Raw genomic sequence first — 23693 nt, forward strand, 5'->3', positions numbered from 1 at the left:
GCGCAACGTCGCGCGCTCCGGGCCCTGTTGTGCGTCAGTCCACCCAAGGAGTTCAGTTCATGAAGACGATCGACGAGCTTCTCGCCGAAGGCGTCGACGGCAAGCGGGTCTTCGTCCGCGCCGATCTCAACGTGCCGCTCGCCGACGGCGCGATCACCGACGACGGCCGCATCCGTGCCGTCCTGCCGACCGTCAAGGCCCTGGCCGAGGCGGGCGCGAAGGTGATCGTGGCCTCGCACCTGGGCCGCCCCAAGGGCGCCCCGGACCCGGCCTTCTCGCTGCTGCCCGCCGCCGAGCGGCTCGGTGAACTCCTGGGCGCGCCGGTCGCGTTCGCGCAGGACACCGTGGGCCCCGCCGCGCACGACGCGGTGGACGGCCTCCAGCCCGGCCAGGTCGCGGTCATCGAGAACCTCCGCTTCAACGCCGGTGAGACGGCCAAGGACGACACCGAGCGCGGCGAGTTCGCCGACCGGCTCGCCGCCCTCGCCGACGTCTACGTGGGCGACGGCTTCGGCGCCGTGCACCGCAAGCACGCCTCGGTCTTCGACCTGCCGGCGCGCCTGCCGCACTACGCGGGCTACCTCATCGCCACCGAGGTCGGCGTCCTGAAGAAGCTCACCGCCGACGTCAAGCGGCCGTACGCGGTGGTCCTCGGTGGCGCCAAGGTCTCCGACAAGCTCGGAGTGATCGACCACCTCCTGGAGCGGGCCGACCGCATCCTCATCGGCGGCGGCATGGCCTACACCTTCCTCAAGGCCCAGGGCCACGAGGTCGGCATCTCCCTGCTGCAGGAGGACCAGATCCCGGCGGTGCTCGGCTACCTCAAGCGCGCCGAGGAGAAGGGCGTGGAGTTCGTCCTGCCCGTCGACGTCCTGGTCTCGACCGAGTTCCCGGACCTGAAGACGAAGGCCCCGGCCAACCCCGCCACCGTCGCCGCGGACGCCATCCCGGCCGACCAGGAGGGCCTGGACATCGGCCCCGAGACCCGCAAGCTGTACGCCTCGAAGCTCGCCGACGCGGCCACCGTCTTCTGGAACGGCCCGATGGGCGTCTTCGAGCACCCCGACTACGCCGAGGGCACCAAGGCCGTCGCCCAGGCGCTCCTCGACAGCCCGGCCTTCACGGTCGTCGGCGGTGGCGACTCGGCCGCCGCCGTGCGCCTGCTGGGCTTCGACGAGAATGCTTTCGGCCACATCTCGACCGGCGGCGGCGCCTCCCTCGAATACCTCGAGGGCAAGACGCTCCCCGGCCTCGCCGCACTGGAGGACTGACCCTTAATGAGCACCCGTACGCCGCTGATGGCGGGCAACTGGAAGATGAACCTCAACCACCTCGAGGCCATCGCGCACGTCCAGAAGCTCGCCTTCGCCCTGGCCGACAAGGACTACGACGCCTGCGAGGTCGCCGTCCTGCCGCCCTTCACCGACCTGCGCTCCGTGCAGACCCTGGTCGACGGCGACAAGCTCAAGATCAAGTACGGCGCCCAGGACATCTCGGCGCACGACTCCGGTGCCTACACCGGTGAGATCTCGGGCCCGATGCTGTCCAAGCTGAAGTGCTCCTACGTCGCCGTGGGCCACTCCGAGCGCCGCCAGTACCACAACGAGTCCGACGAGATCTGCAACGCCAAGGTGAAGGCCGCCTTCAAGCACGGTCTGACCCCGATCCTCTGCGTCGGCGAGGGCCTGGAGATCCGCAAGGCGGGCCAGCAGGTCCAGTACACGCTGAACCAGATCGACGGCGGCCTCAAGGACGTCCCGGCCGAGCAGGCCGAGACGATCGTCATCGCGTACGAGCCCGTCTGGGCGATCGGCACCGGCGAGGTCGCGACCCCCGAGGACGCGCAGGAGGTCTGCGGGGCGATCCGCGGCCGCCTCGCCGAGCTGTACTCGCAGGAGCTCGCCGACAAGGTGCGCATCCAGTACGGCGGCTCCGTGAAGGCGAAGAACGTCGCCGACATCATGGCGCAGCCCGACGTCGACGGTGCCCTGGTGGGCGGCGCGGCGCTGGACGCGGACGAGTTCGTCAAGATCGTCCGCTTCCGCGACCAGTGAGTATGCGGTAGCGGCGATACGTCGTACCCTTGCGGGGGTCGGAGGCGGTGCATGCTGGCTGTCGAAGCTCGCGGATGTCGCCCCCGGCCCCCGTCGTCGATTCAGATCCGAGGAAGTTGGTCCAGCCGTGGTTATGGGGTTCTCGATCGCCCTGATCGTCTTCAGCCTGCTGATGATGCTGCTGGTGCTGATGCACAAGGGCAAGGGCGGCGGTCTCTCCGACATGTTCGGTGGCGGCATGCAGTCGTCCGTCGGTGGCTCCTCCGTCGCGGAGCGCAACCTCGACCGCATCACGGTCGTGGTCGGTCTGCTGTGGTTCGCGTGCATTGTCGCGCTGGGGCTGCTGATGAAGGCGAACAACTAGCGCCAGGCACTGGCTGCTTGTCCGGTGCGCGCCCGCGTGCGCGGCTTATCATGGGGCTTGCGTCCGGGGGTCGGGGTGTAACTCCCAACACTGGACGCGCGTTGGGCCTTACGTAAACTGAGGCGCCCGCAGCAGCACCATCACGCAGGGAGTTACGACCGTGGCAAGTGGCAACGCGATCCGAGGAAGTCGGGTCGGGGCGGGGCCGATGGGCGAGGCCGAGCGCGGCGAGTCCGCGCCGCGACTGCGCATCTCCTTCTGGTGCTCGAACGGGCACGAGACGCAGCCCAGCTTCGCCAGCGACGCGCAGGTCCCCGATACGTGGGACTGTCCCCGCTGCGGCTTTCCGGCCGGTCAGGACCGGGACAATCCACCGGACCCGCCGCGCACCGAGCCGTACAAGACGCATCTGGCGTATGTGCGTGAGCGGCGCAGCGACGCGGACGGCGAGGCGATTCTCGCGGAGGCGCTCGCGAAACTGCGGGGCGAAATCTAGGACTTGAACACCGGCCGGGCACCGAATTGGTGACCGGCCGGTTTCTCATCTCGGTACGTGTGCGGACAGACGGCTTCAGATATCTCATACCGACCCCTGATCCATTAGGTTGGATCGTGCAGCGGGGCAAAGGACGTACCTGGGTACGGAGAGAAGGCTGAAGTCGTAGATGAATGCAGAAAGCCGCGCCAGGCTCAATCAGATGCCCGAGTGGACGGCGCTCGGCAAGCACCGTGAACAGCTGGGCGAGGTGCAGCTGCGTGAGCTGTTCGCCGCGGATCCGGCGCGCGGCACGGCGTACACCCTCCAGGTCGGCGATCTGTACGTCGACTACTCCAAGCACCTGGTCACCGACGACACGCTGACGCTGCTGCGCGAGCTGGCCGCCGCGACCGACGTCTTCGGGCTGCGGGACGCCATGTTCCGCGGCGAGAAGATCAACACGACGGAGGACCGCGCCGTCCTGCACACCGCGCTGCGCGCCCCGCGCGACGCCGTGATCGAGGTCGACGGGGAGAACGTGGTGCCGGCGGTGCACGCGGTCCTCGACAGGATGAGCGTCTTTTCGGACAAGGTGCGCTCGGGGGAGTGGACCGGTCACACCGGCAGGCGCATCAAGAACGTGGTCAACATCGGCATCGGCGGTTCCGACCTCGGGCCCGCCATGGCGTACGAGGTGCTGCGCTCCTTCACCGACCGCGACCTCACCGTGCGCTTCGTGTCGAACGTGGACGGTGCCGACCTGCACGAGGCCGTGCGGGACCTGGACGCGGCCGAGACGCTGTTCGTCATCGCGTCGAAGACGTTCACCACCATCGAGACGATCACCAACGCCACGTCGGCGCGGGAGTGGCTGCTCGGCGAGCTGAAGGCCGGTCAGGAAGCCGTCGCCCAGCACTTCGTGGCGCTGTCGACGAACGCCGAGAAGGTCGCCGACTTCGGCATCGACACGGCCAACATGTTCGAGTTCTGGGACTGGGTCGGCGGCCGCTACTCGTACGACTCGGCCATCGGGCTCTCCCTGATGATCGCCATCGGTCCGGCCGCGTTCCGCGAGATGCTGGACGGCTTCCACCTCGTCGACGAGCACTTCCGTACCGCGCCCGCCGAGTCCAACGTGCCCTTGCTGATGGGCCTGTTGGGGATCTGGTACGGCAACTTCCACGACGCGCAGTCGCACGCGGTGCTGCCGTACTCGCACTACCTCTCCAAGTTCACCGCGTACCTCCAGCAGCTGGACATGGAGTCCAACGGCAAGTGCGTCGGCCGGGACGGCGAGCAGGTCGCGTGGCAGACCGGGCCCGTCGTCTGGGGCACGCCGGGCACCAACGGCCAGCACGCGTACTACCAACTCATCCACCAGGGAACGAAGTTGATCCCGGCGGACTTCATCGGCTTCGCCGAGCCGGTCGCGGATCTGCGGCCGGGTCTGGTCGCCCAGCACGATCTCCTGATGGCCAACTTCTTCGCCCAGACGCAGGCGTTGGCGTTCGGCAAGACACCGGACGAGGTCCGTGCGGAGGGCGTGGCGGAGGAGCTCGTCCCGCACAAGACGTTCCAGGGCAACCACCCCACGACGACGGTCCTCGCGAAGTCCCTCACCCCCTCGGTCCTCGGTCAGCTCATCGCCCTCTACGAGCACAAGGTGTTCGTGCAGGGCGCGGTGTGGAACATCGACTCCTTCGACCAGTGGGGCGTCGAGCTCGGCAAGGTGCTCGCCAAGCGCGTCGAGCCCGCGCTGACGGAGGGCGCCGAGGTGCCGGACCTGGACGGGTCGACGACCGCTCTGGTCGCCAAGTACCGCTCCCTGCGCGGCCGTTGAGGCCGCCGCGGCCGATCCGCACCGGCCGATAATCGGATGCGGGCGCCCCGCCCGGCGGGTGACACTGCTTCGGCTCTGTCACCCCCGGGAGGGACCCCGTCATGGACCAGCTGCTCGCCGCGCTCGCCGATCCCGAGAGACTGCGGCTGTTCGCGCGCATAGTCCTCGACGACCTGCCCTCCCGCGAGGCGGACTCGCCCGTCGCCCGCAAACATCTGGGCCGACTGCTCGCCGTCGGCGCCGTGGAGCGGCTGCCCGACGGGTCGCTGCGGGCCGACCCGGCCGTCTTCCGCCGCGCGCCCGCCCCGGTCGACGACCGCCCCACCGTGCCGCGCCGCCTCACCGGCTTCTTCTCCCATGGCCGCCTCACGGCCATCCCCGTCCGCCCGGTCGTCCGCCACGAACTCCTCGTCCACCTCACGGACACCCTCTTCGACGCCGACCGCACCTACAGCGAACGCGAGGTCAACGAGGCGTTCCGCACGGTCCACGACGACACGGCGGCCCTCCGCCGCTACTGCGTGACGGACGGCCTCCTGGTGAGAGAACAGGACGGCAGCAACTACCGAAGGGTCCTCGTACAGGCGTGAGGGCTCCGCCTCGCCCCGATGGGCCCACGCGCGAAGGGCTGGGCCGCGCCGCCCGCCCCGCCGCAGAGGACGAAGCGCAGGAACCGCGACGGTCGCCCGGCAGAGAATCAGCCGGTAGATGTGGACGTGCCGTGGTCCAAGAAGGAGAAGACGCGGGGGTTCGTGCGGGGCGGGACGCCGGCCGTGACCGCGGGCGCCTCCGGTGGCGAGGTCCACTGCAAGGTCACCGCCGACGGAACGACGCGGACCGCGACGGCCAGGGGAGCCTTCGCCACGGCCACCTGCAGCGGATTCTGACCTCCGGAGACACGTGAGGGCCCCGCACCGACCGGTGCGGGGCCCTCAGTCGCGTCCAGTGGAGAACCGTTACGCCACCGCCGGCGGATACAGCTCCGGCGGGAGTTGGGAGGCCGCTGCCGTGTCCAGGAGCCACAGGGTGCGGCTGCGGCCGTGGGCGCCCGCTGCCGGGGCCTGGATCTCGCCCGCGCCCGAGAGGGCGATGGCCGCGGCCCTCGCCTTGTCCTCGCCCGCCGCCAGCAGCCACACCTCGCGGGCGGAGCGGATGGCGGGGAGGGTGAGGGTGACGCGGGTGGGCGGGGGCTTCGGGGCGCCGTGCACGCCGACCACCGTGCGTTCCGTCTCGCGCACCGCCGGCAGCTCGGGGAAGAGCGAGGCCACGTGGGTGTCGGGACCCACGCCGAGCATCAGGACGTCGAAGGCCGGCACCGGGACGCCCGCGGCGGCAGCCGCTGATTGATAGTGCTCCGGGCCCGCCGCCGCGGCGAGTTCGGCGGCGTAGGCCTCGGCGGCCGCCTCCACCTCGAAGGGGCCGTCCGACGCGGGCATCGGGTGCACCCGGGCCGGGTCCAGCGGCACCGCGTCGAGCAGCGCCTCGCGGGCCTGGGTGTGGTTGCGCTCCGGGTCGCCCTCCGGCAGGAACCGCTCGTCGCCCCACCACAGGTCAAGGCGCGACCAGTCGACCGCGTCCCGTGCGGGGGACGTGTTCAGCGCGGCCAGCAGGCCGTTGCCGTTGCGGCCGCCGGTGAGGACCACCGACGCGAAGCCCTTCGCGGCCTGCGCGTCGACGATCTTCGTGATGAGGCGGGCCGCGGCGGCCTGCGCCATCAGCTCCTTGTCGCGGTGGACGACCAGCTGCGGTGCGGTGCTCACTTGGCCGCCGCCTTCTTCGCCGCCGTCTTCTTCGCGGTGGCCGCCTTGGCGGGAGCGGCCTTGGCGGGCGCCGCCTTCTTCGGAGCCTCGGACGGCTCGGCCTCGGACGGCTTGGCCTCGGAAGGAGACTCCGCCGGCTCGCCCAGGCGGTCCACGCCGTACTTCAGCGCGGACGCGTAGGTGTCGTCCGGGTCCAGGCGCCGCAGCTCCTCGGCGATCAGCTCGGCCGTCTCGCGGCGCTTGAGCGCGACCGCGCGGTCGGGCTGCCCCTGGATGGAGAGCGTCGCGAGCGAGCCGTCGGCGCGGTCGAGCACGATGGGACCGCAGTCGGTCTCCATGCGTACGCCGGTCAGGCCGGGGCCCGCCGACAGCGACCGCTTCACCGGCACGTCGAGCCGGTCCGCCAGCCACATGGCGAGCAGCTCGCAGCTCGGGTTGAACTCCTCGCCCTCCACCTGCACCGAGGTGACCTTGCAGGTGACCTGGTCGAGCGCCGCCGCGAGCATCGAGCGCCACGGCGTGATGCGGGTCCAGGACAGGTCCGTGTCGCCGGGGTGGTAGGCCTCGGCGCGCGTGGTCAGCTCGTGGATCGGCTGCTCGGCCGCGTACGTGTCCGTGACGCGGCGCTGGGCCAGGGCGCCCAGCGGGTCCTTGGCGGGGTCCAGCGGGGCGTTCACCGGCCACCAGACGACCACGGGGGCGTCGGGCAGCAGCAGCGGCAGGACGACCGACTGGGCGTGGTTGATGACCTCGCCGTACAGACGCAGGACCACCGTCTCGCCGGTGCCCGCGTCCGCGCCCACCCGCACCTCGGCGTCCAGGCGCGAGGTGGTGCGGTCGCGCGGCGAGCGCGCGGCGCGCTTGATGACGACGAGCGTGCGCGAGGGGTGCTCGCGCGACGCGTCGTTGGCCGCCTTCAGGGAGTCGTACGCGTTCTCCTCGTCGGTGACGATGACGAGGGTCAGCACCATGCCGACGGCCGGGGTGCCGATCGCCCGGCGCCCCTGCACCAACGCCTTGTTGATCTTGCTGGACGTGGTGTCCGTGAGGTCGATCTTCATGGCCGACGCCAGCTCCGTCCGTCTCGTGCGAGCATCTCGTCCGCCTCGGTCGGGCCCCAGGTGCCGGCCGGGTACTGGGCGGGCTTGCCGTGCTTGTCCCAGTACTGCTCGATCGGGTCGAGGATGTTCCAGGACAGCTCGACCTCCTCCGTGCGCGGGAAGAGGTTGGCGTCGCCGAGCAGGACGTCCAGGATCAGGCGCTCGTACGCCTCGGGGCTGGACTCGGTGAAGGACTCGCCGTACGCGAAGTCCATCGAGACGTCCCGGATCTCCATGGAGGTGCCGGGCACCTTCGAGCCGAACCGGACCGTGATGCCCTCGTCGGGCTGGACGCGGATGACGATCGCGTTCTGCCCGAGCTCCTCGGTGGCGGTGTGGTCGAAGGGGGAGTGGGGAGCGCGCTGGAAGACCACCGCGATCTCCGTGACCCGGCGGCCGAGCCGCTTGCCGGTGCGCAGGTAGAACGGCACGCCCGCCCAACGGCGGTTGTCCACCTGCAGCTTGATCGCCGCGTAGGTGTCGGTCTTCGACTTGGGGTCGATGCCGTCTTCCTGGAGGTAGCCGACGGCCTTCTCGCCGCCCTGCCAGCCCGCGGAGTACTGCCCGCGCACGGTGTCCTTGCCGAGGTCCTTCGGCAGCTTCACCGCGCCGAGCACCTTCGCCTTCTCGGCGACCAGCGCGTCCGCGTCGAAGGAGGCGGGCTCCTCCATGGCGGTGAGCGCCATCAGCTGGAGCAGGTGGTTCTGGATGACGTCACGGGCGGCGCCGATGCCGTCGTAGTAGCCGGCCCGGCCGCCGATGCCGATGTCCTCGGCCATGGTGATCTGCACGTGGTCCACGTACGACCGGTTCCAGATCGGCTCGAACATCTGGTTGGCGAAGCGGAGCGCCAGGATGTTCTGGACGGTCTCCTTGCCGAGGTAGTGGTCGATCCGGAACACCTGGTCCGGGTCGAACACCTCGTGCACGATCGCGTTCAGGTCCTGGGCGGAGGCCAGGTCGTGCCCGAACGGCTTCTCGATGACGGCGCGCCGCCACGAGCCCTCGGGCGCGTCCGCGAGGCCATGCTTCTTGAGCTGCTGGACGACCTGCGGGAAGAACTTCGGGGGCACCGAGAGGTAGAAGGCGAAGTTGCCGCCCGTTCCCTGCGCCTTGTCGAGGTCCTGGATGGTGGCCTTGAGCTGCTCGAAGGCGGCGTCGTCGTCGAAGTTGCCCTGGACGAAGCGCATGCCCTGGATGAGCTGCTGCCAGACCTCCTCGCGGAAGGGCGTGCGCGCGTGCTGCTTGACGGCGTCGTGCACCTCCTGCGCGAAGTCCTCGTCCTGCCATTCGCGGCGGGCGAAACCAATGAGGGAAAAGCCCGGCGGCAACAGACCTCGGTTGGCGAGGTCGTACACGGCCGGCATCAACTTTTTACGGGACAAATCGCCCGTGACGCCAAAAATGACCAGGCCCGACGGCCCCGCGATACGCGGGAGCCGTCGGTCTGCGGCGTCACGCAGCGGATTGCTGCTTGACAAGGTGGTCAGCCCTTCGAAGGGGCGAGGCGGTCGAGCTCGGCCTCGGTGGACTTGAGCAGGTCGTTCCAGGACGCCTCGAACTTCTCGACGCCCTCGTCCTCCAGGAGCTGCACGACGTCGTCGTAGGAGATGCCGAGCTTCTCCACGGCGGCGATCTCGGCGCGCGAGGCGTCGTAGGTGCCCGCGATGGTGTTGCCGGTGATCTGCCCGTGGTCGGCGGTGGCCTCCAGGGTCGCCTCCGGCATGGTGTTCACCGTGTTGGGCGCGACCAGGTCGTCGACGTACAGGGTGTCCTTGTACGCCGGGTCCTTGACGCCGGTCGAGGCCCACAGCGGACGCTGCTTGTTGGCCTGCGCCTTGTCCAGGGCCGCCCAGCGGTCGGAGGAGAAGACCTCCTCGTACGCCTCGAAGGCGAGACGGGCGTTGGCGAGCGCGGCCTTGCCCTTGAGGGCCTTGGCCTCGTCCGTGCCGACGCCGTCCAGGCGCTTGTCGATCTCGGTGTCCACGCGGGACACGAAGAAGGACGCCACCGAGTGGATCTTGGAGAGGTCCAGGCCGCGCTCCTTGGCCTTCTCCAGGCCGGCGAGGTAGGCCTCCATGACCTCGCGGTAGCGCTCCAGCGAGAAGATCAGCGTGACGTTGACGCTGATGCCCTTGCCGATGACCTCGGTGATCGCGGGCAGGCCCGCCTTCGTCGCCGGGATCTTGATGAGCGTGTTGGGGCGGTCCACCAGCCAGGCCAGCTGCTTGGCCTCGGCGATCGTCGCCGCCGTGTTGTGGGCCAGGCGCGGGTCGACCTCGATCGAGACCCGGCCGTCCTGGCCGCCGGTCGCGTCGAAGACCGGGCGCAGGATGTCGGCGGCGTCACGGACGTCCGCCGTCGTGATCATGCGGATGGCCTCTTCGACGGTGACCTCGCGGGCGGCGAGGTCGGCGAGCTGCTGCTCGTAACCGTCACCCGAGGAGATCGCCTTCTGGAAGATCGACGGGTTGGTCGTGACGCCCACGACGTGCTGCTGGTCGATCAGCTCGGCGAGGTTGCCGGACGTGATCCGCTTGCGCGACAGGTCGTCCAGCCAGATCGCGACGCCTTCGTCGGAGAGGCGCTTCAGTGCGTCTGTCATGGAAAATACATCTCCCGATTTCTGAGATTTCGTCGTATGTCGGCGTCAGCGCCGTGCGGCGTCGAGCGATTCCCGGGCCGCGGCGGCCACGGCGTCGGCGGTGAAGCCGAACTCGCGGAAGAGCACCTTGCCGTCCGCGGAGGCACCGAAGTGCTCCAGCGAAACGATGCGCCCCGCGTCACCCACGTACTTGTGCCAGGTCAGGCCGATGCCCGCCTCGACCGCCACACGCGCCTTGACGGACGGCGGCAGAACGCTGTCGCGGTACCCCTGGTCCTGCTCCTCGAACCACTCGACCGACGGCATCGAGACGACCCGCGTCGGGACGCCCGCGGCCTGGAGCTGCTCGCGCGCCTCGACGGCGAGCTGCACCTCGGAGCCGGTGCCGATGAGCACGACCTCGGGCGAGCCGCCCTCGGCCTCGAACAGGACGTAGCCGCCCTTGGCCGCGTCCTCGTTGCGCTCGTACGTCGGCACGCCCTGGCGGGTCAGCGCGAGGCCGTGCGGAGCGCCCTTGCCGAACTCCTTGGTGTAGCGCTTGAGGATCTCGCGCCAGGCGATCGCCGTCTCGTTCGCGTCGGCCGGGCGGACCACGTTCAGGCCCGGGATGGCGCGCAGCGAGGCGAGGTGCTCGACGGGCTGGTGGGTCGGGCCGTCCTCGCCCAGACCGATGGAGTCGTGCGTCCACACGTACGTCACCGGCAGGTGCATCAGGGCCGACAGGCGGACGGCGTTGCGCATGTAGTCGGAGAACACCAGGAAGGTGCCGCCGAAGATGCGGGTGTTGCCGTGCAGCGCGATGCCGTTCATCTCCGCGGCCATGGAGTGCTCGCGGATGCCGTAGTGGATCGTGCGGCCGTACGGGTCCGCCTCCGGCAGCGGGTTGTCCGCCGGCAGGAAGGAGCTCGTCTTGTCGATCGTCGTGTTGTTCGAGCCCGCGAGGTCGGCGGAGCCGCCCCACAGCTCGGGCACGACCGCGCCGAGCGCCTGGAGGACCTTGCCGGACGCGGCGCGCGTGGCGACGCCCTTGCCGGTCTCGAACTCCGGGAGCTTCTCCTCCCAGCCCTCGGGCAGCTCGCCCGCGGCGATGCGGTCGAACTCGGCGGCGCGCTCGGCGTTGGCCGTGCGCCAGGCGGCGAAGCCCTTCTCCCACTCGGCCTTGGCCTCGCGGCCGCGGTCGAGGGCCTTGCGGGCGTGCCCGATGACCTCGTCGGAGACCTCGAAGGTCTGCTCCGGGTCGAAGCCGAGGACGCGCTTGGTGGCGGCCACCTCTTCGTCGCCGAGCGCCGAGCCGTGCGCGGCCTCGGTGTTCTGGGCGTTCGGGGCGGGCCAGGCGATGATCGAGCGCATGGCGATGAAGGACGGCTTGTCCGTGACCGCCTTGGCCTGCTGGATCGCGGCGAAGAGCGCCTGCGGGTCCAGGTCGCCGTTCTCCTTGGGCTCCACGCGCTGCACGTGCCAGCCGTAGGCCTCGTACCGCTTCATCGTGTCCTCGGAGACCGCGGTCTCCGTGTCGCCCTCGATGGAGATGTGGTTGTCGTCCCACAGCAGCACGAGGTTGCCGAGCTTCTGGTGCCCGGCCAGCGAGGACGCCTCTCCGGAGATGCCCTCCTGGAGGCAGCCGTCACCGGCGATCGCGTAGATGAAGTGGTCGAACGGAGAGGCACCCTCGGCCGCCTCCGGGTCGAACAGACCGCGCTCGTAGCGGGCGGCCATCGCCATGCCCACGGCGTTGGCGACACCCTGGCCCAGCGGGCCCGTGGTGGTCTCCACGCCGACCGTGTGGCCGTACTCCGGGTGGCCCGGGGTCTTCGAGCCCCAGGTCCGGAAGGCCTTCAGGTCGTCCAGCTCCAGGCCGAAGCCGGCCAGGTACAGCTGGACGTAGAGGGTCAGGGACGAGTGGCCCGCGGAGAGGACGAACCGGTCGCGCCCCGTCCATTCGGCGTCGGCCGGGTCGTGGCGCATCACCTTCTGGAAGAGCGTGTACGCGGCGGGCGCGAGGCTCATGGCCGTACCGGGATGGCCGTTGCCGACCTTCTGTACGGCGTCCATGGCCAGGACACGAGCGGTGTCAACGGCCCGCTGGTCCAGTTCGGTCCACTCGAGGTCTGTGGTGGTCGGCTTGGTGCTCACCCTGAGTCAGGGCTCCTCTCCACATGTCGAATGCCGGTGAGGGAGATCCCAGCCGGCCGATGTCGAGCCTACCGCTGCTAGAACGTGCATTTTTTCGAGTCATTCCAGACTGCCGGGACATGCCGGGATCCGCCTCCTGAAAGGAAAGGGGCGGGATTCACCAAGTGAATAAGGAGGTGCTCATGTGTCTGCTCAAAGGGCCCTCCGGATCGCTCATGTGTCCGCTCAATGGACCCATGGGTCCGCTCATGTGACGGTCCGACGCACCACCGGCACGCCTCGGCCCGTCGCCCAACACGACCCCACCCCCGCGAAGGGCGAGGTATGGGCAACGTCTACAGTGGCGTGGTACGCGCGAGCCTTTACCGGATCTTCATGTCAGAAGGTGCTGGTCGGCTCGCTGGGATGTCTCTGTCAGGGGTGTGCGTGACGGCCGTTGAATCCCGTCCAGCGGGGGTTTCCGGGACGGACATTAGCCCGAGCCATCGGCCGTTCGGGGCCCGCGTCAAGGCGTTCGTGGCCCTGACCAAGCCGCGGATCATCGAGCTGCTGCTCATCACCACCGTCCCGGTGATGTTCCTCGCCGAGCAGGGCGTGCCCGACCTGTGGCTGGTCTTCGTGACCTGCCTGGGCGGCTACCTCTCCGCGGGCGGCGCGAACGCGCTGAACATGTACATCGACCGCGACATCGACGCCCTCATGGACCGTACGTCGCAGCGGCCGCTGGTCACCGGCATGGTGAGCCCCCGCGAGTGCCTCGTCTTCGGCATCACGCTCGGGGTCGTCTCCACGCTGCTGTTCGGCTTCGCCGTGAACTGGCTCTCCGCCTGGCTCTCGCTCGGCGCGCTGCTCTTCTACGTGGTCGTCTACACGATGATCCTGAAGCGCCGCACCTCGCAGAACATCGTCTGGGGCGGCATCGCGGGCTGTCTGCCGGTCCTCATCGGCTGGTCCTCGGTCACCAACTCCATGTCGTGGGCGCCGATCATCCTCTTCCTGGTCATGTTCTTCTGGACGCCGCCGCACTACTGGCCGCTGTCCATGAAGGTCAAGGACGACTACGCGCGCGTGGGCGTGCCGATGCTGCCGGTCGTCGCCTCCAACAAGGTGGTCGCGCGGCAGATCGTCCTCTACAGCTGGGTCATGGTCGGGGTCTCCCTGCTGCTCCAGCCGCTCGGCTACACCGGCTGGTTCTACACGGCGGTCGCGCTGGTCACCGGCGGCTGGTGGCTGTGGGAGGCGCACGGGCTCCAGAACCGCGCCAAGGCGGAGGTCACCGGTGCCAAGCTCAAGGAGATGCGGCTCTTCCACTGGTCCATCACCTACGTCTCCCTGCTCTTCGTCGCGGTGGCGGTGGACCCCTTCCTGCGCTGATCCGAGGAGTTCGCCGACGGGCGGGCCGCGTGGTGTCGAAGACCACGCGACCCGCCCGTCGCCAGTTGATCTACCCGTCGGTAGCATCCTGCCCATGGCAGAGACGCAGCAGGTTGAGGACAGCAAGCAGGCCGCCCGCGCGGAGCGGAAGGCGGCCAGGCTCGCCAAGGAGATCGGCACCTTCGCCCGGGCGCACGGCGGCGCCGAGGGGCAGATCGCGTACATCGGGCACGAGGGCACCCGCATCGTCCTCGTCGGCGAGGACGGCGGCTGGGGCGACCTGGTGGCCCCGACCTACGCCGTCGCGCAGAGCGCCGTGGAGAAGGCCGGCATCACCGTCCACGAGGACTTCGACGGCGAGTTCGCCGCCAAGGTGACGACCGGCCCCTACGAGTGGACCCGGATGGCGGGCATCCAGATCGGCGGCCCCGGCAACGGCTGACACCGGACCGCCTCTTCCCCGAGACGGGCCGAAAGCAACACCTGTCACCGGGTTCACCCGTTAGGACTGTAGGAGCAAGGTCCACTCAGCGGGAGCCCGGATGATCGAAACGCCGTCCCTGGTGGACCAGTACTGCCATGGCGTCCTGCGCACGGAGCTGGGCCTCGGCACCTTCGAGGCCCACCTCGGCCGGGGCGAGGGACCGCCCGCCCCCGGCACCACCTTCTTCGACACCCAGACCGGCTTCGCCGTGCGCCGCTGGTGTCCGCCGCTGCTGGGCCTGGAGCCGCACTGCCCGCCGGCCCGCTATCTCGCCCGCCGCCGCGAACTGGGCGTCTTCGAGTCGGGGCGCCGCCTGCTCCGGGGCAGCGGCATCACCACCTACCTCGTCGACACCGGCCTGCCCGGCGACCTGACCGGGCCGTCCGAGATGGCCACCACCGGCGACGCCGAGGCCCGCGAGATCGTCCGCCTGGAGTTACTGGCCGAGCAGGTCGCCGACACCTCCGGTACCGCCGACTCCTTCCTCGCCAACCTCGCCGAGTCCGTGCACGCCGCGGCCGCGCACGCCGTGGCCTTCACCTCGGTCGCGGGGGTGCGCCACCCGCTCGCCCTGGACGCGCGGGCGCCGGGGCCCGGCGAGGTGCGGGGCGCGGTGGGGCGCTGGCTCACGGGACGGCAGGTGGGCGGTGTGCTCACCGATCCGGTGCTGCTGCGCCACCTGCTGTGGGTCGCCGTGGCCTCGGGCCGGCCGCTCCAGCTGCACGCGGGCGCCGGGGACCCGCAGACGTACTTCGGGGACTTCGCGCGCGCCACCGCGGGGCTCGGCACCGATCTGGTGCTGCTGCACGGCTATCCCTACCACCGCAGCGCCGCGCACCTCGCGGCCGTCTTCCCGCACGTGTACGCCGATCTCGGACCCGCGCTCGTCCGCACCGGGGCCCGCGCGGCGGCCGTCCTCGCGGAGATCCTCGAACTCGCGCCCTTCGGCAAGCTGCTGTTCTCCAGCGGCGCCCACGGGCTGCCGGAGCTGCACGTCGTGGGGGCGCACCTGTTCCGCGAGGCGCTCGGGCGGGTGCTGGGCACCTGGGTGGCCGAGGGCGCCTGGTCCCTCACCGACGCGCAGCGCGTGGCGGGGCTGATCGCCGCGGGCAACGCCCGCCGGGTGTACGGCCTCTCAGACGGCCGAGAGGCGTGAGTCGTCCGCCTGGGCGGGCAGGTCGGCCGTGGTGACCGGGCGCTCCCGCAGCGCGAGCAGGACCCGCATCACGGCGATCCACACCAGGCACGAGCCGAACATGTGCAGGCCGACCAGGACCTCCGGCAGGTCCGTGAAGTACTGGACGTAGCCGATGGCGCCCTGCGCGAGCAGGATCAGGAAGAGGTCGCGGGTGCGGGCCAGCGGGCCGCGCGGCGCGTCGACCGCCTTGAGCACGAACCACAGCGCGAACGTCAGCGTCACCACGATCCACGCGAGCACCGCGTGCAGCTTGCTGACCATCTCCCAGTCGAAGCCCATCCGCGGCACGTCGCTGGAGTCGCCCGCGTGCGGACCGGAGCCCGTCACGACCGTGCCGACCGCGATCAGCAGCACGGAGGCCGCGACCAGGAACCACACCAGCTGGACGACGGCCTTGCCGACCAGCGGGCGGGGCTCCGCGTCGCCCTCGCGGGTGCGCTGCCACATCGTGACGGCGACCGCGATCAGGGCGGAGGAGAGCAGGAAGTGCGCCGCGACCGTCCACGGGTTCAGGCCGACGAGGACCACGATGCCGCCGAGCACGGCGTTGCCCATGACCAGCCAGAACTGGGTCCAGCCGAGCCGGGTGAGGCTGCGCCGCATCGGCTTCTGCGAGCGGGCCGCGATGATCGCCCAGCCGACGACCGCGCACAGCACGTACGTCAGCATGCGGTTGCCGAACTCGATGGCGCCGTGCAGGCCCATCTCGCTGGTCGCGGTCAGGGACTCGTCCGTGCACTTGGGCCAGGTCGGGCAGCCGAGGCCCGAGCCGGTCAGCCGGACGGCGCCGCCCGTCACCACGATGACGACGGTCATCACGACGGAGAGGAGGGCCGCCCGCTGGACGGTCCGCTGGGTGGGGGTCCAGCGCTCGGCGATGTAGGCGAGCGGGTTCCGCACGGCTTGAGCGACGTCGGCTCGGGTCACGTTGGGCACGGGCCCCATCGTAGGGGGCCGCTTGTGCACGGCTTCACGAGGGGGACGTATGCGGTGCTTTTGTGACCACGGTTACTCCCCGGGGTGAGGATCCGCTACTCCCAGCGGAAGAACTTCGCCGCCGCGCCGAGCCCGAGGACCGCCCACACGGCGAGGATCCCGAGATTCCCCCACGGCATGCCCGCGCCGTGCTGCAGCACGTCCCGCAGCCCGTCCGAGAGCGCCGAGATGGGCAGCAGGCCGAGCACCGACTGCGCGGCGTCGGGGAACTTGTCGAGCGGGACGATCACGCCGCCGCCCATGAGCAGGAGCAGGAAGACGAGGTTCGCGGCGGCGAGCGTCGCCTCGGCCTTGAGCGTGCCCGCCATCAGCAGGCCGAGCCCGGAGAACGCGGCCGTGCCGAGCACCAGGAGCAGCACCACGGCGAAGGGGTTGCCGTGCGGCGACCAGCCGAGGGCGAACGCGATGACCGTGAGCAGCGCGATCTGAAGGACCTCGGTGACCAGGACCGAGAGCGTCTTCGCCGTCATCAGGCCCCAGCGGGGCAGCGGCGAGGCGCCGAGCCGCTTGAGCACGCCGTAGCGCCGCTCGAAGCCCGTCGCGATGGCCTGCCCGGTGAACGCCGTCGACATCACCGCGAGCGCGAGGATGCCGGGCGCCAGGAAGTCCACGGCCTCGCCGTCGCCCGTGTCGACGATGTCGACCGTGCTGAACAGGAGGAGCAGCAGGGTCGGGATGACGACGGTCAGGAGCAACTGCTCGCCGTTGCGCAGCAGCATCTTCGTCTCCAGGGCCGCCTGCGCCGCGATCATGCGGGGGAGCGGGGCGGCGCCCGGCTTCGGCGTGTACGTACCGGCGGCGCTCATCCGCGCAGCTCCTTACCCGTGAGCTCCAAGAAGACGTCTTCCAGGGTGTGGCGTTCGACCGAGATCCTGTCCGGCATCACGCCGTGCTGGGCGCACCAGGACGTGACGGTGGCGAGCAGCTGGGGGTCGACCGTGCCGCTGACGCGGTAGGCGCCGGGGGTCAGTTCGGCCGCGGCGGAGTCCGGCGGGAGCGCCTTGAGGAGCGAGCCCACGTCGAGTCCGGGGCGGCCGGTGAAGCGCAGGGTGTTCTCGGCGCCGCCGCGGCACAGCGCGTCGGGGCTGCCCTGGGCGATGACCCGGCCGGCGTCGATGATCGCGACGTCGTCGGAGAGCTCCTCGGCCTCGTCCATGTGGTGCGTGGTGAGGATGACGGAGACGCCGTCGCGGCGCAGGTCGCGCACCAGGTCCCAGGTGGCGCGGCGTGCCTGTGGGTCCAGGCCCGCGGTCGGCTCGTCGAGGAAGACGAGCTCGGGCCTGCCGACCACGGCCATCGCGAGGGCGAGGCGCTGCTGCTGGCCGCCGGACAGCCGCCGGTAGGTGGTGCGCCCGCAGCTGCCGAGGCCGAGGCGTTCGATGAGGTCGGTGACGTCCAGCGGCCGGGCATGAAGCCTGGCGACGTGGCGCAGCATCTCGTCGGCGCGGGCGCCGGAGTAGACGCCGCCGGACTGGAGCATCACGCCGATCCGGGGCCGCAGCGCGTCGGCCTGGCGGACCGGGTCGAGGCCGAGGACGCGGACGGTGCCGGAGTCCGGCTTCCGGTAGCCCTCGCAGGTCTCGATCGTGGTGGTCTTGCCGGCGCCGTTGGGGCCGAGGACGGCGGTGATCCCGGCCCCGGCGCTCAGGTCGAGACCGTCGACCGCGGTCTTGGTTCCGTACCGCTTGACCAGACTCTCGATCTGGACGACGGACTCGTTTCGCATGGTGAGCCAGTCTAGGGACGGGCCCGAGGTCCCGGGCGGGCGGGGCGCCGGTCCTCTTCTTGGTGACTTTTTCCGGTCATACGGGGACGGGGCGGGGCCTAGCGTCGATACGTGACCAGCATCGCGGAGAACGTCGAGGAGACATCGGAGCAGGCGGCGCACAAGGCGCACGACCTGCGGCGCACCCCCCGCTACTTCGTCTCGGCGGTGCTCGCGGGCGCCTACATCGGGATCGGCGAGGTGCTGCTCCTGGTGGCGGTGTCGCCGTTCGTGGCGGCGGGCTCCTCGGCGGTGAAGCTCCTCGAAGGAGCGGTCTTCCCGATCGCGCTGACGATCGTGATGTTCGCGGGCGCGCAGCTGTTCACCAGCAACGTGATGGTCATGCTGATCGGCGCGCTGACGGGCCGGACCGGCGCGCGGGACCTGGTCGGCAGCTGGGCGCTCTCCCTGGCGGGCAACCTCGTCGGCGCCTTTCTCTTCGGTGCGATGGTGCACGCGTCGGGCGTGACGTCGACGCCGTCCGCGCGGGCGATGCTCGCGGAGATGGTGCACGGCAAGGAGGCGCTGGACGGCGGTCAGCTGTTCTGGCGGGCGGTGCTCTGCAACTTCCTGGTCTGCCTCGCGATCTGGATGTTCTACCGGGCCAAGGGGGACGGCGCGAAGATCTTCGTGCTGTGGATCCCGGTCCTCGTCTTCGTCGCGGTCGGCTTCGAGCACTGCGTGGCGAACATGGCGCTGTTCGCGCTGGCGATCCTCGACGGCGGCGCGGGCTTCGCCGACCTCGGCAGGAACCTGCTGTTCACGGTGCCGGGCAATGTCGTCGGCGGCGGGCTGCTCGTGGCCGGGTCGTACTGGTTCATGGGGCGGCCGGAGCGCGAGGAGGACCTCTAGGCGGGCGGGGCCAGCCACTGTTCGGCGTACGCGACGGCATCGGCCAGCGGGAACAGCCGCGACTCGGCGGCGCCCACGAACCCGCGTACGACCTCCGTGTCCCGCTCGAAGGCCGCGCCGAGCTCCCCGAAGCGGTCGCTGGGGAACGCCGGTTCCCGCACGGTCACCCATTGGCGTCCCCGGGGCGTCATGACCGCGAAGGAGTTCTCGGCCTCGGGGCCCGGGATCCGGTACTGGGCCAGGTGGAAGGCGGTGCAGGAGTCGTAGCCCGCGCCGAGCAGCAGCACGCGGGCGCCCGCCTTCTCCAGGTGGGCCAGTGGGCTGCGCTCGCCGAAGCTGGAGGCGCGGGCGTGCCCGGCGGTGATCGTGGCGGCGGCGGGGCCGAGCGCCGCGAAGGACGCGTGCGGGTGGGCGCTGCGCAGGGCGCCCGGCCAGGTGCGCACGGCCTCGGGGACGACGCCGACGCCGAAGGAGGGCGAGGTCAGCGGGTCGTACGCCGGCATCGTCGCGCGCAGTACGGGCCACCAGCTCTCGGGCACGGGCGGGTTCCGCCACGCCGAGGGCTCGGAGTTGTCCCCGGTGTGGGTCGGGACCACCAGGGTGCCGTCGGGGCCGAGCGCGTCGAGGAGTGCCTGGACGAGGGCGACCACGCCACCGCTGACCCAGCCGAGCGAGCTGAGGGAGGTGTGCGCGAGGAGCGTCTCGCCGGGGCGCACGCCGAGCTCCAGGAGCTCGTCCGCGAGGGAGGCGCGGGTGCACAAAGGGCCGGTCGGAGGGGGTGTCGGCATGGTCAGGGAGTCTTCCGGACGGGCCTTCCCGACGCCACCGATTTGATCGATCAGTGATCGTTTTCGCAGGTCAGCTTAGGTATGCCTAAGTGATGCAGCGCACCAGGGGGCGATCCTGGCGCGGGTTGTCAGGCTCTGAGGAATTACGCAACAATGGCGTTGTGAAAAACGTCGGCGAGCCCCCCCAGGAGGAACTCGCGACCGGTGAGCGGTCCACGCGCAACCGGGTCGCGCGCTCCATCCTGGACCACGGCCCGTCCACCGTCGCCGACCTCGCGGGGCGCCTCGGCCTGACCCAGGCCGCCGTCCGCAGGCACCTCGACGCCCTGGCGCACGAGAACGTCGTGGAGCCCCGTGAACAGCGGGTCTACGGCGCCCGGACCCGCGGCAGGCCCGCCAAGGTCTTCGCCCTGACCGACTGCGGACGCGACGCCTTCGACCAGTCGTACGACAAGCTGGCCACGGACGCGCTGCGCTGGATCGCCGAGCACCACGGCGAGGAGGCGGTCGTCGCCTTCGCCCGCGCGAGGATCACCGCCCAGGCGGAGACGTACCGCAGGACGATGGACGCCGTACCCCCCGAGCAGCGCACCGAGGCTCTGGCGAAGGCGTTGACCGTCGACGGGTACGCTGCTACGGCGCGCAGCGCACCGGTCGGCGAGCAGCTCTGCCAGCACCACTGCCCGGTCGCCCATGTCGCCGAGCAGTTCCCGCAGCTGTGCGAGGCGGAGACGGAAATCTTCTCCACGCTGCTCGGCACGCATGTGCAGCGCCTTGCCACCATCGCCCACGGGGACGGCGTCTGCACGACGTTCATCCCGCGCAGCGGCGGCAGCGGCAGCGGCGGCAGCACCACCACACGGACCACCACATCAGCATCAGCAAGCACGGCCGGGAGGAACCCCGCATGACTCTCCCCACGGAGACTGCCCACCCTGAGCTCGAGGGCCTGGGCAACTACGAGTACGGCTGGGCCGACTCCGACGCGGCCGGTGCCGCCGCCAAGCGCGGTCTGAGCGAGGACGTCGTCCGCGACATCTCTGCGAAGAAGAACGAGCCGGAGTGGATGACCAAGCTCCGCCTCAAGGGCCTGCGCCTCTTCGACAAGAAGCCCATGCCGAACTGGGGCTCGGACCTCTCCGGCATCGACTTCGACAACATCAAGTACTTCGTGCGCTCCACGGAGAAGCAGGCGGAGTCCTGGGAGGACCTGCCCGAGGACATCAAGAACACGTACGACAAGCTCGGCATCCCCGAGGCGGAGAAGCAGCGCCTCGTCGCCGGTGTCGCGGCCCAGTACGAGTCCGAGGTCGTCTACCACCAGATCCGCGAGGACCTGGAGGAGCAGGGCGTCATCTTCCTGGACACCGACACGGCGCTGAAGGAGCACCCGGAGCTCTTCAAGGAGTACTTCGGGACCGTCATCCCCGTCGGCGACAACAAGTTCGCGTCGCTGAACTCCGCCGTGTGGTCCGGCGGCTCGTTCATCTACGTCCCCAAGGGCGTGCACGTCGAGATCCCGCTCCAGGCCTACTTCCGCATCAACACGGAGAACATGGGCCAGTTCGAGCGGACGCTGATCATCGTCGACGAGGACGCCTACGTCCACTACGTCGAGGGCTGCACCGCGCCGATCTACAAGTCGGACTCGCTGCACTCCGCGGTCGTCGAGATCATCGTGAAGAAGGGCGGCCGCTGCCGCTACACGACGATCCAGAACTGGTCGAACAACGTCTACAACCTGGTCACCAAGCGCGCCGTGGCGTACGAGGGCGCGACCATGGAGTGGATCGACGGCAACATCGGTTCCAAGGTCACCATGAAGTACCCGGCCGTCTACCTGATGGGCGAGCACGCCAAGGGCGAGACCCTGTCCATCGCCTTCGCGGGCGAGGGCCAGCACCAGGACGCCGGCTCCAAGATGGTCCACATGGCGCCGAACACGTCCTCCAACATCGTCTCCAAGTCGGTGGCCCGCGCCGGCGGCCGTACGTCGTACCGCGGCCTCGTCGAGATCGGTGAGGGCGCCGCCGGATCCAAGTCGAACGTGCTCTGCGACGCGCTGCTCGTCGACACGATCTCGCGCTCGGACACCTACCCCTATGTCGACGTCCGCGAGGACGACGTCTCCATGGGCCACGAGGCGACCGTCTCCAAGGTCTCCGACGACCAGCTCTTCTACCTGATGAGCCGCGGTCTGACCGAGTTCGAGGCCATGGCCATGATCGTGCGCGGCTTCGTCGAGCCGATCGCCAAGGAGCTCCCCATGGAGTACGCCCTGGAGCTGAACCGGCTGATCGAGCTGCAGATGGAGGGCGCGGTCGGCTAGTCCCGGCCGCCTCCCCGCAGCGAGCAGACTTCTTTAACGCAGAGAGAGAGCACGACGACAGCCATGGCTGAGGCTCAGAACATCCCGGTGGGCTCGACCACCGCCGGATCGATCGCGGTGGCCGCCGAGTCCACCGTCGCCACCCGCATGAGCGCGCCCCCGTCCTTCGACGTGGCGGACTTCCCGGTCCCGCACGGCCGCGAGGAGGAGTGGCGGTTCACGCCGCTGGAGCGCCTGCGCGGGCTCCACGACGGCACGGCGGTCGCCGACGGCGGCATCCGCGTCGAGGTGAACGCCCCCGAGGGCGTCGCCCAGGAGACCGTCGGCCGGGACGACGCGCGCGTCGGCAAGGCGGGCAAGCCCGTCGACCGCGTCGCCGCCCAGGCGTACTCGTCCTTCGAGAAGGCCTCGGTCATCACCGTCCCCAAGGAGACGGTCCTCACCGAGCCGATCCGCATCGCCGTGCACGGCGAGGGCGGCACCGCCTTCGCGCACCAGGTCATCGAGCTGGGCGCGTTCGCCGAGGCCCTGGTCGTCATCGACCACACCGGTGACGCCGTGCTCGCCGCCAACGTCGACTTCATCGTCGGCGACGGCGCCAAGCTCACCGTCGTCTCCGTCCAGGACTGGGACGACACGGCGGTGCACGTCGCCCAGCACAACGCGCTGGTCGGCCGCGACGCCTCCTTCAAGTCCGTGGTCGTCACCTTCGGCGGCGACCTGGTCCGCCTGCACCCGCGCGTCGACTACGCGGGCACCGGCGGCGAGGCCGAGCTCTTCGGCCTGTACGTCACCGACGCGGGCCAGCACCAGGAGCACCGCCTCCTGGTCGACCACAACACCCCGCACTGCACGTCGAACGTCGTCTACAAGGGCGCGCTCCAGGGCGACGACGCCCACGCGGTGTGGATCGGCGACGTCCTCATCGAGGCCGCCGCCGAGGGCACGGACACGTACGAGATGAACCGCAACCTCGTGCTGACCGACGGCGCCCGGGTCGACTCGGTGCCGAACCTGGAGATCGAGACCGGCGAGATCGTCGGCGCCGGCCACGCCTCGGCGACCGGCCGCTTCGACGACGAGCAGCTCTTCTACCTGCAGTCGCGCGGCATCCCGGAGGACGAGGCCCGCCGCCTGGTCGTCCGCGGCTTCTTCGCCGAGCTGGTCCAGCAGATCGGTCTGCCGGACGTCGAGGAGCGCCTGATCGCCAAGATCGAGCAGGAGCTGGAGGCGACGGTCGCATGACCTTCGTACGCGCCTGTGGACTCGGCGAGCTGGAGGAGGACACCCCCAAGCGGGTGGAACTCGACGGCACGCCGGTCTCGGTCGTCAACACCGAGGGCGAGGTGTACGCGATCCACGACATCTGCTCGCACGCGAACGTCTCCCTCTCCGAGGGCGAGGTGGAGGACTGCCAGATCGAGTGCTGGCTGCACGGCTCCGCGTTCGACCTCCGCACCGGCAAGCCGTCCGGCCTTCCCGCGACGCGCCCCGTCCCCGTATACCCCGTAAAGATCGAAGGGGGCGATGTACTCGTTGACGTACACGCCTCCCTTTCCCAGGAGTCCTGAGG

Annotated in this window: 24 protein-coding genes; 15 read left to right on the forward strand and 9 right to left on the reverse strand. The window is 70.2% G+C overall.

From position 1 onward, the window contains the following. The first annotated feature begins 59 nt into the window (after positions 1-59). The 7 genes from AB0L89_RS25455 to AB0L89_RS25485 all read left to right on the forward strand — a co-directional run bounded on the left by AB0L89_RS25455 (position 60) and on the right by AB0L89_RS25485 (position 5623). Entirely contained in the window at positions 60-1271 is a 1212-nt protein-coding gene (locus AB0L89_RS25455; RefSeq protein WP_365145037.1) for a phosphoglycerate kinase, read from the forward strand. Between the two features lie 6 nt (positions 1272-1277). Beyond that, positions 1278-2054 (forward strand): triose-phosphate isomerase, encoded by a 777-nt coding sequence (gene tpiA, locus AB0L89_RS25460; protein ID WP_365145040.1) that lies wholly within the window; start codon positions 1278-1280, stop codon positions 2052-2054. 133 nt (positions 2055-2187) lie between these two features. After that, a complete protein-coding gene (gene secG / locus AB0L89_RS25465) occupies positions 2188-2418 on the forward strand; it encodes a preprotein translocase subunit SecG (RefSeq protein ID WP_055702100.1) in 231 nt (76 codons plus the stop codon). 160 nt (positions 2419-2578) lie between these two features. Next, complete coding sequence (locus tag AB0L89_RS25470; RefSeq protein WP_003957010.1) at positions 2579-2914, forward strand: RNA polymerase-binding protein RbpA; 336 nt, start codon at positions 2579-2581, stop codon at positions 2912-2914. Between the two features lie 169 nt (positions 2915-3083). Then, positions 3084-4736 carry a glucose-6-phosphate isomerase gene (gene pgi / locus AB0L89_RS25475; protein WP_365145043.1) on the forward strand — a complete coding sequence of 551 codons (1653 nt, stop codon included), beginning with the start codon at positions 3084-3086 and terminating at the stop codon, positions 4734-4736. A gap of 326 nt (positions 4737-5062) precedes the next feature. Beyond that, positions 5063-5326, forward strand: coding sequence for a DUF2087 domain-containing protein (locus AB0L89_RS25480; protein WP_365145219.1), 264 nt, complete (start codon positions 5063-5065; stop codon positions 5324-5326). A gap of 126 nt (positions 5327-5452) precedes the next feature. Next, a complete protein-coding gene (locus AB0L89_RS25485; RefSeq protein WP_365145046.1) occupies positions 5453-5623 on the forward strand; it encodes a hypothetical protein in 171 nt (56 codons plus the stop codon). A 69-nt stretch (positions 5624-5692) separates the two neighbouring features. Here AB0L89_RS25485 and pgl read toward each other — a convergent pair whose 3' ends face one another. The 5 genes from pgl to tkt are packed head-to-tail and all read right to left on the reverse strand — an operon-like array spanning position 5693 to position 12334. Next, the gene (gene pgl, locus AB0L89_RS25490) at positions 5693-6496 is read right to left on the reverse strand and encodes a 6-phosphogluconolactonase (RefSeq protein WP_365145049.1); all 804 of its coding nucleotides are present in this window, start codon (positions 6494-6496) and stop codon (positions 5693-5695) included. After that, on the reverse strand, positions 6493-7557 hold the full coding sequence (gene opcA, locus AB0L89_RS25495) for a glucose-6-phosphate dehydrogenase assembly protein OpcA (RefSeq protein ID WP_365145052.1): 1065 nt from the start codon (positions 7555-7557) through the stop codon (positions 6493-6495). Before opcA ends, pgl begins: the two co-directional genes overlap by 4 nt. After that, positions 7554-9086 (reverse strand): glucose-6-phosphate dehydrogenase, encoded by a 1533-nt coding sequence (gene zwf, locus AB0L89_RS25500; RefSeq protein ID WP_365145222.1) that lies wholly within the window; start codon positions 9084-9086, stop codon positions 7554-7556. Before zwf ends, opcA begins: the two co-directional genes overlap by 4 nt. Continuing rightward, positions 9083-10201: a transaldolase gene (tal, locus tag AB0L89_RS25505; RefSeq protein ID WP_365145055.1), complete on the reverse strand. Its 1119-nt coding sequence runs from the start codon at positions 10199-10201 to the stop codon at positions 9083-9085. The genes zwf and tal overlap by 4 nt, the downstream gene beginning before the upstream one ends. Positions 10202-10246: 45 nt before the next feature. Continuing rightward, a complete protein-coding gene (tkt, locus tag AB0L89_RS25510) occupies positions 10247-12334 on the reverse strand; it encodes a transketolase (protein ID WP_365145058.1) in 2088 nt (695 codons plus the stop codon). Positions 12335-12754: 420 nt separating this feature from the next. Between tkt and AB0L89_RS25515 the strand changes: the two genes are divergently transcribed. The 3 genes from AB0L89_RS25515 (at position 12755) to AB0L89_RS25525 (ending at position 15348) form a co-directional block, all read left to right on the forward strand. Then, on the forward strand, positions 12755-13708 hold the full coding sequence (locus AB0L89_RS25515; RefSeq protein WP_365145225.1) for a heme o synthase: 954 nt from the start codon (positions 12755-12757) through the stop codon (positions 13706-13708). Positions 13709-13802: 94 nt separating this feature from the next. Beyond that, a complete protein-coding gene (locus AB0L89_RS25520) occupies positions 13803-14150 on the forward strand; it encodes a hypothetical protein (RefSeq protein WP_365145061.1) in 348 nt (115 codons plus the stop codon). A 100-nt stretch (positions 14151-14250) separates the two neighbouring features. Further along, the gene (locus tag AB0L89_RS25525; RefSeq protein WP_365145064.1) at positions 14251-15348 is read left to right on the forward strand and encodes an amidohydrolase family protein; all 1098 of its coding nucleotides are present in this window, start codon (positions 14251-14253) and stop codon (positions 15346-15348) included. Here AB0L89_RS25525 and AB0L89_RS25530 read toward each other — a convergent pair. The 3 genes from AB0L89_RS25530 to AB0L89_RS25540 form a co-directional block, all read right to left on the reverse strand. Next, positions 15328-16335: a COX15/CtaA family protein gene (locus AB0L89_RS25530; RefSeq protein ID WP_365145067.1), complete on the reverse strand. Its 1008-nt coding sequence runs from the start codon at positions 16333-16335 to the stop codon at positions 15328-15330. The genes AB0L89_RS25525 and AB0L89_RS25530 overlap by 21 nt on opposite strands. 86 nt (positions 16336-16421) lie before the next feature. Further along, positions 16422-17192, reverse strand: coding sequence for an ABC transporter permease (locus AB0L89_RS25535; protein ID WP_365145070.1), 771 nt, complete (start codon positions 17190-17192; stop codon positions 16422-16424). Then, complete coding sequence (locus AB0L89_RS25540; RefSeq protein ID WP_365145073.1) at positions 17189-18112, reverse strand: ABC transporter ATP-binding protein; 924 nt, start codon at positions 18110-18112, stop codon at positions 17189-17191. The genes AB0L89_RS25535 and AB0L89_RS25540 overlap by 4 nt, the downstream gene beginning before the upstream one ends. A gap of 111 nt (positions 18113-18223) precedes the next feature. On the opposite strand from AB0L89_RS25540, the gene AB0L89_RS25545 reads away from it, so the two are divergent. Then, positions 18224-19003 carry a formate/nitrite transporter family protein gene (locus AB0L89_RS25545; RefSeq protein WP_365145076.1) on the forward strand — a complete coding sequence of 260 codons (780 nt, stop codon included), beginning with the start codon at positions 18224-18226 and terminating at the stop codon, positions 19001-19003. On the opposite strand, the gene AB0L89_RS25550 is transcribed toward AB0L89_RS25545, so the two are convergent. After that, positions 19000-19791 (reverse strand): AAC(3) family N-acetyltransferase, encoded by a 792-nt coding sequence (locus AB0L89_RS25550; protein ID WP_365145079.1) that lies wholly within the window; start codon positions 19789-19791, stop codon positions 19000-19002. The genes AB0L89_RS25545 and AB0L89_RS25550 overlap by 4 nt on opposite strands. A gap of 161 nt (positions 19792-19952) precedes the next feature. On the opposite strand from AB0L89_RS25550, the gene AB0L89_RS25555 reads away from it, so the two are divergent. The 4 genes from AB0L89_RS25555 (at position 19953) to AB0L89_RS25570 (ending at position 23691) form a co-directional block, all read left to right on the forward strand. After that, on the forward strand, positions 19953-20702 hold the full coding sequence (locus tag AB0L89_RS25555; RefSeq protein ID WP_365145082.1) for a metalloregulator ArsR/SmtB family transcription factor: 750 nt from the start codon (positions 19953-19955) through the stop codon (positions 20700-20702). Further along, positions 20699-22120: a Fe-S cluster assembly protein SufB gene (sufB, locus tag AB0L89_RS25560; protein WP_365145085.1), complete on the forward strand. Its 1422-nt coding sequence runs from the start codon at positions 20699-20701 to the stop codon at positions 22118-22120. Before AB0L89_RS25555 ends, sufB begins: the two co-directional genes overlap by 4 nt. 63 nt (positions 22121-22183) lie before the next feature. Next, positions 22184-23365 carry a Fe-S cluster assembly protein SufD gene (sufD, locus tag AB0L89_RS25565; RefSeq protein WP_365145088.1) on the forward strand — a complete coding sequence of 394 codons (1182 nt, stop codon included), beginning with the start codon at positions 22184-22186 and terminating at the stop codon, positions 23363-23365. Further along, entirely contained in the window at positions 23362-23691 is a 330-nt protein-coding gene (locus AB0L89_RS25570) for a bifunctional 3-phenylpropionate/cinnamic acid dioxygenase ferredoxin subunit (protein ID WP_365145091.1), read from the forward strand. The genes sufD and AB0L89_RS25570 overlap by 4 nt, the downstream gene beginning before the upstream one ends. Positions 23692-23693 lie beyond the last annotated feature (2 nt).

Source organism: Streptomyces sp. NPDC052114, from assembly GCF_040680155.1.
In the GTDB taxonomy this organism is placed as follows: Bacteria; Actinomycetota; Actinomycetes; order Streptomycetales; family Streptomycetaceae; genus Streptomyces.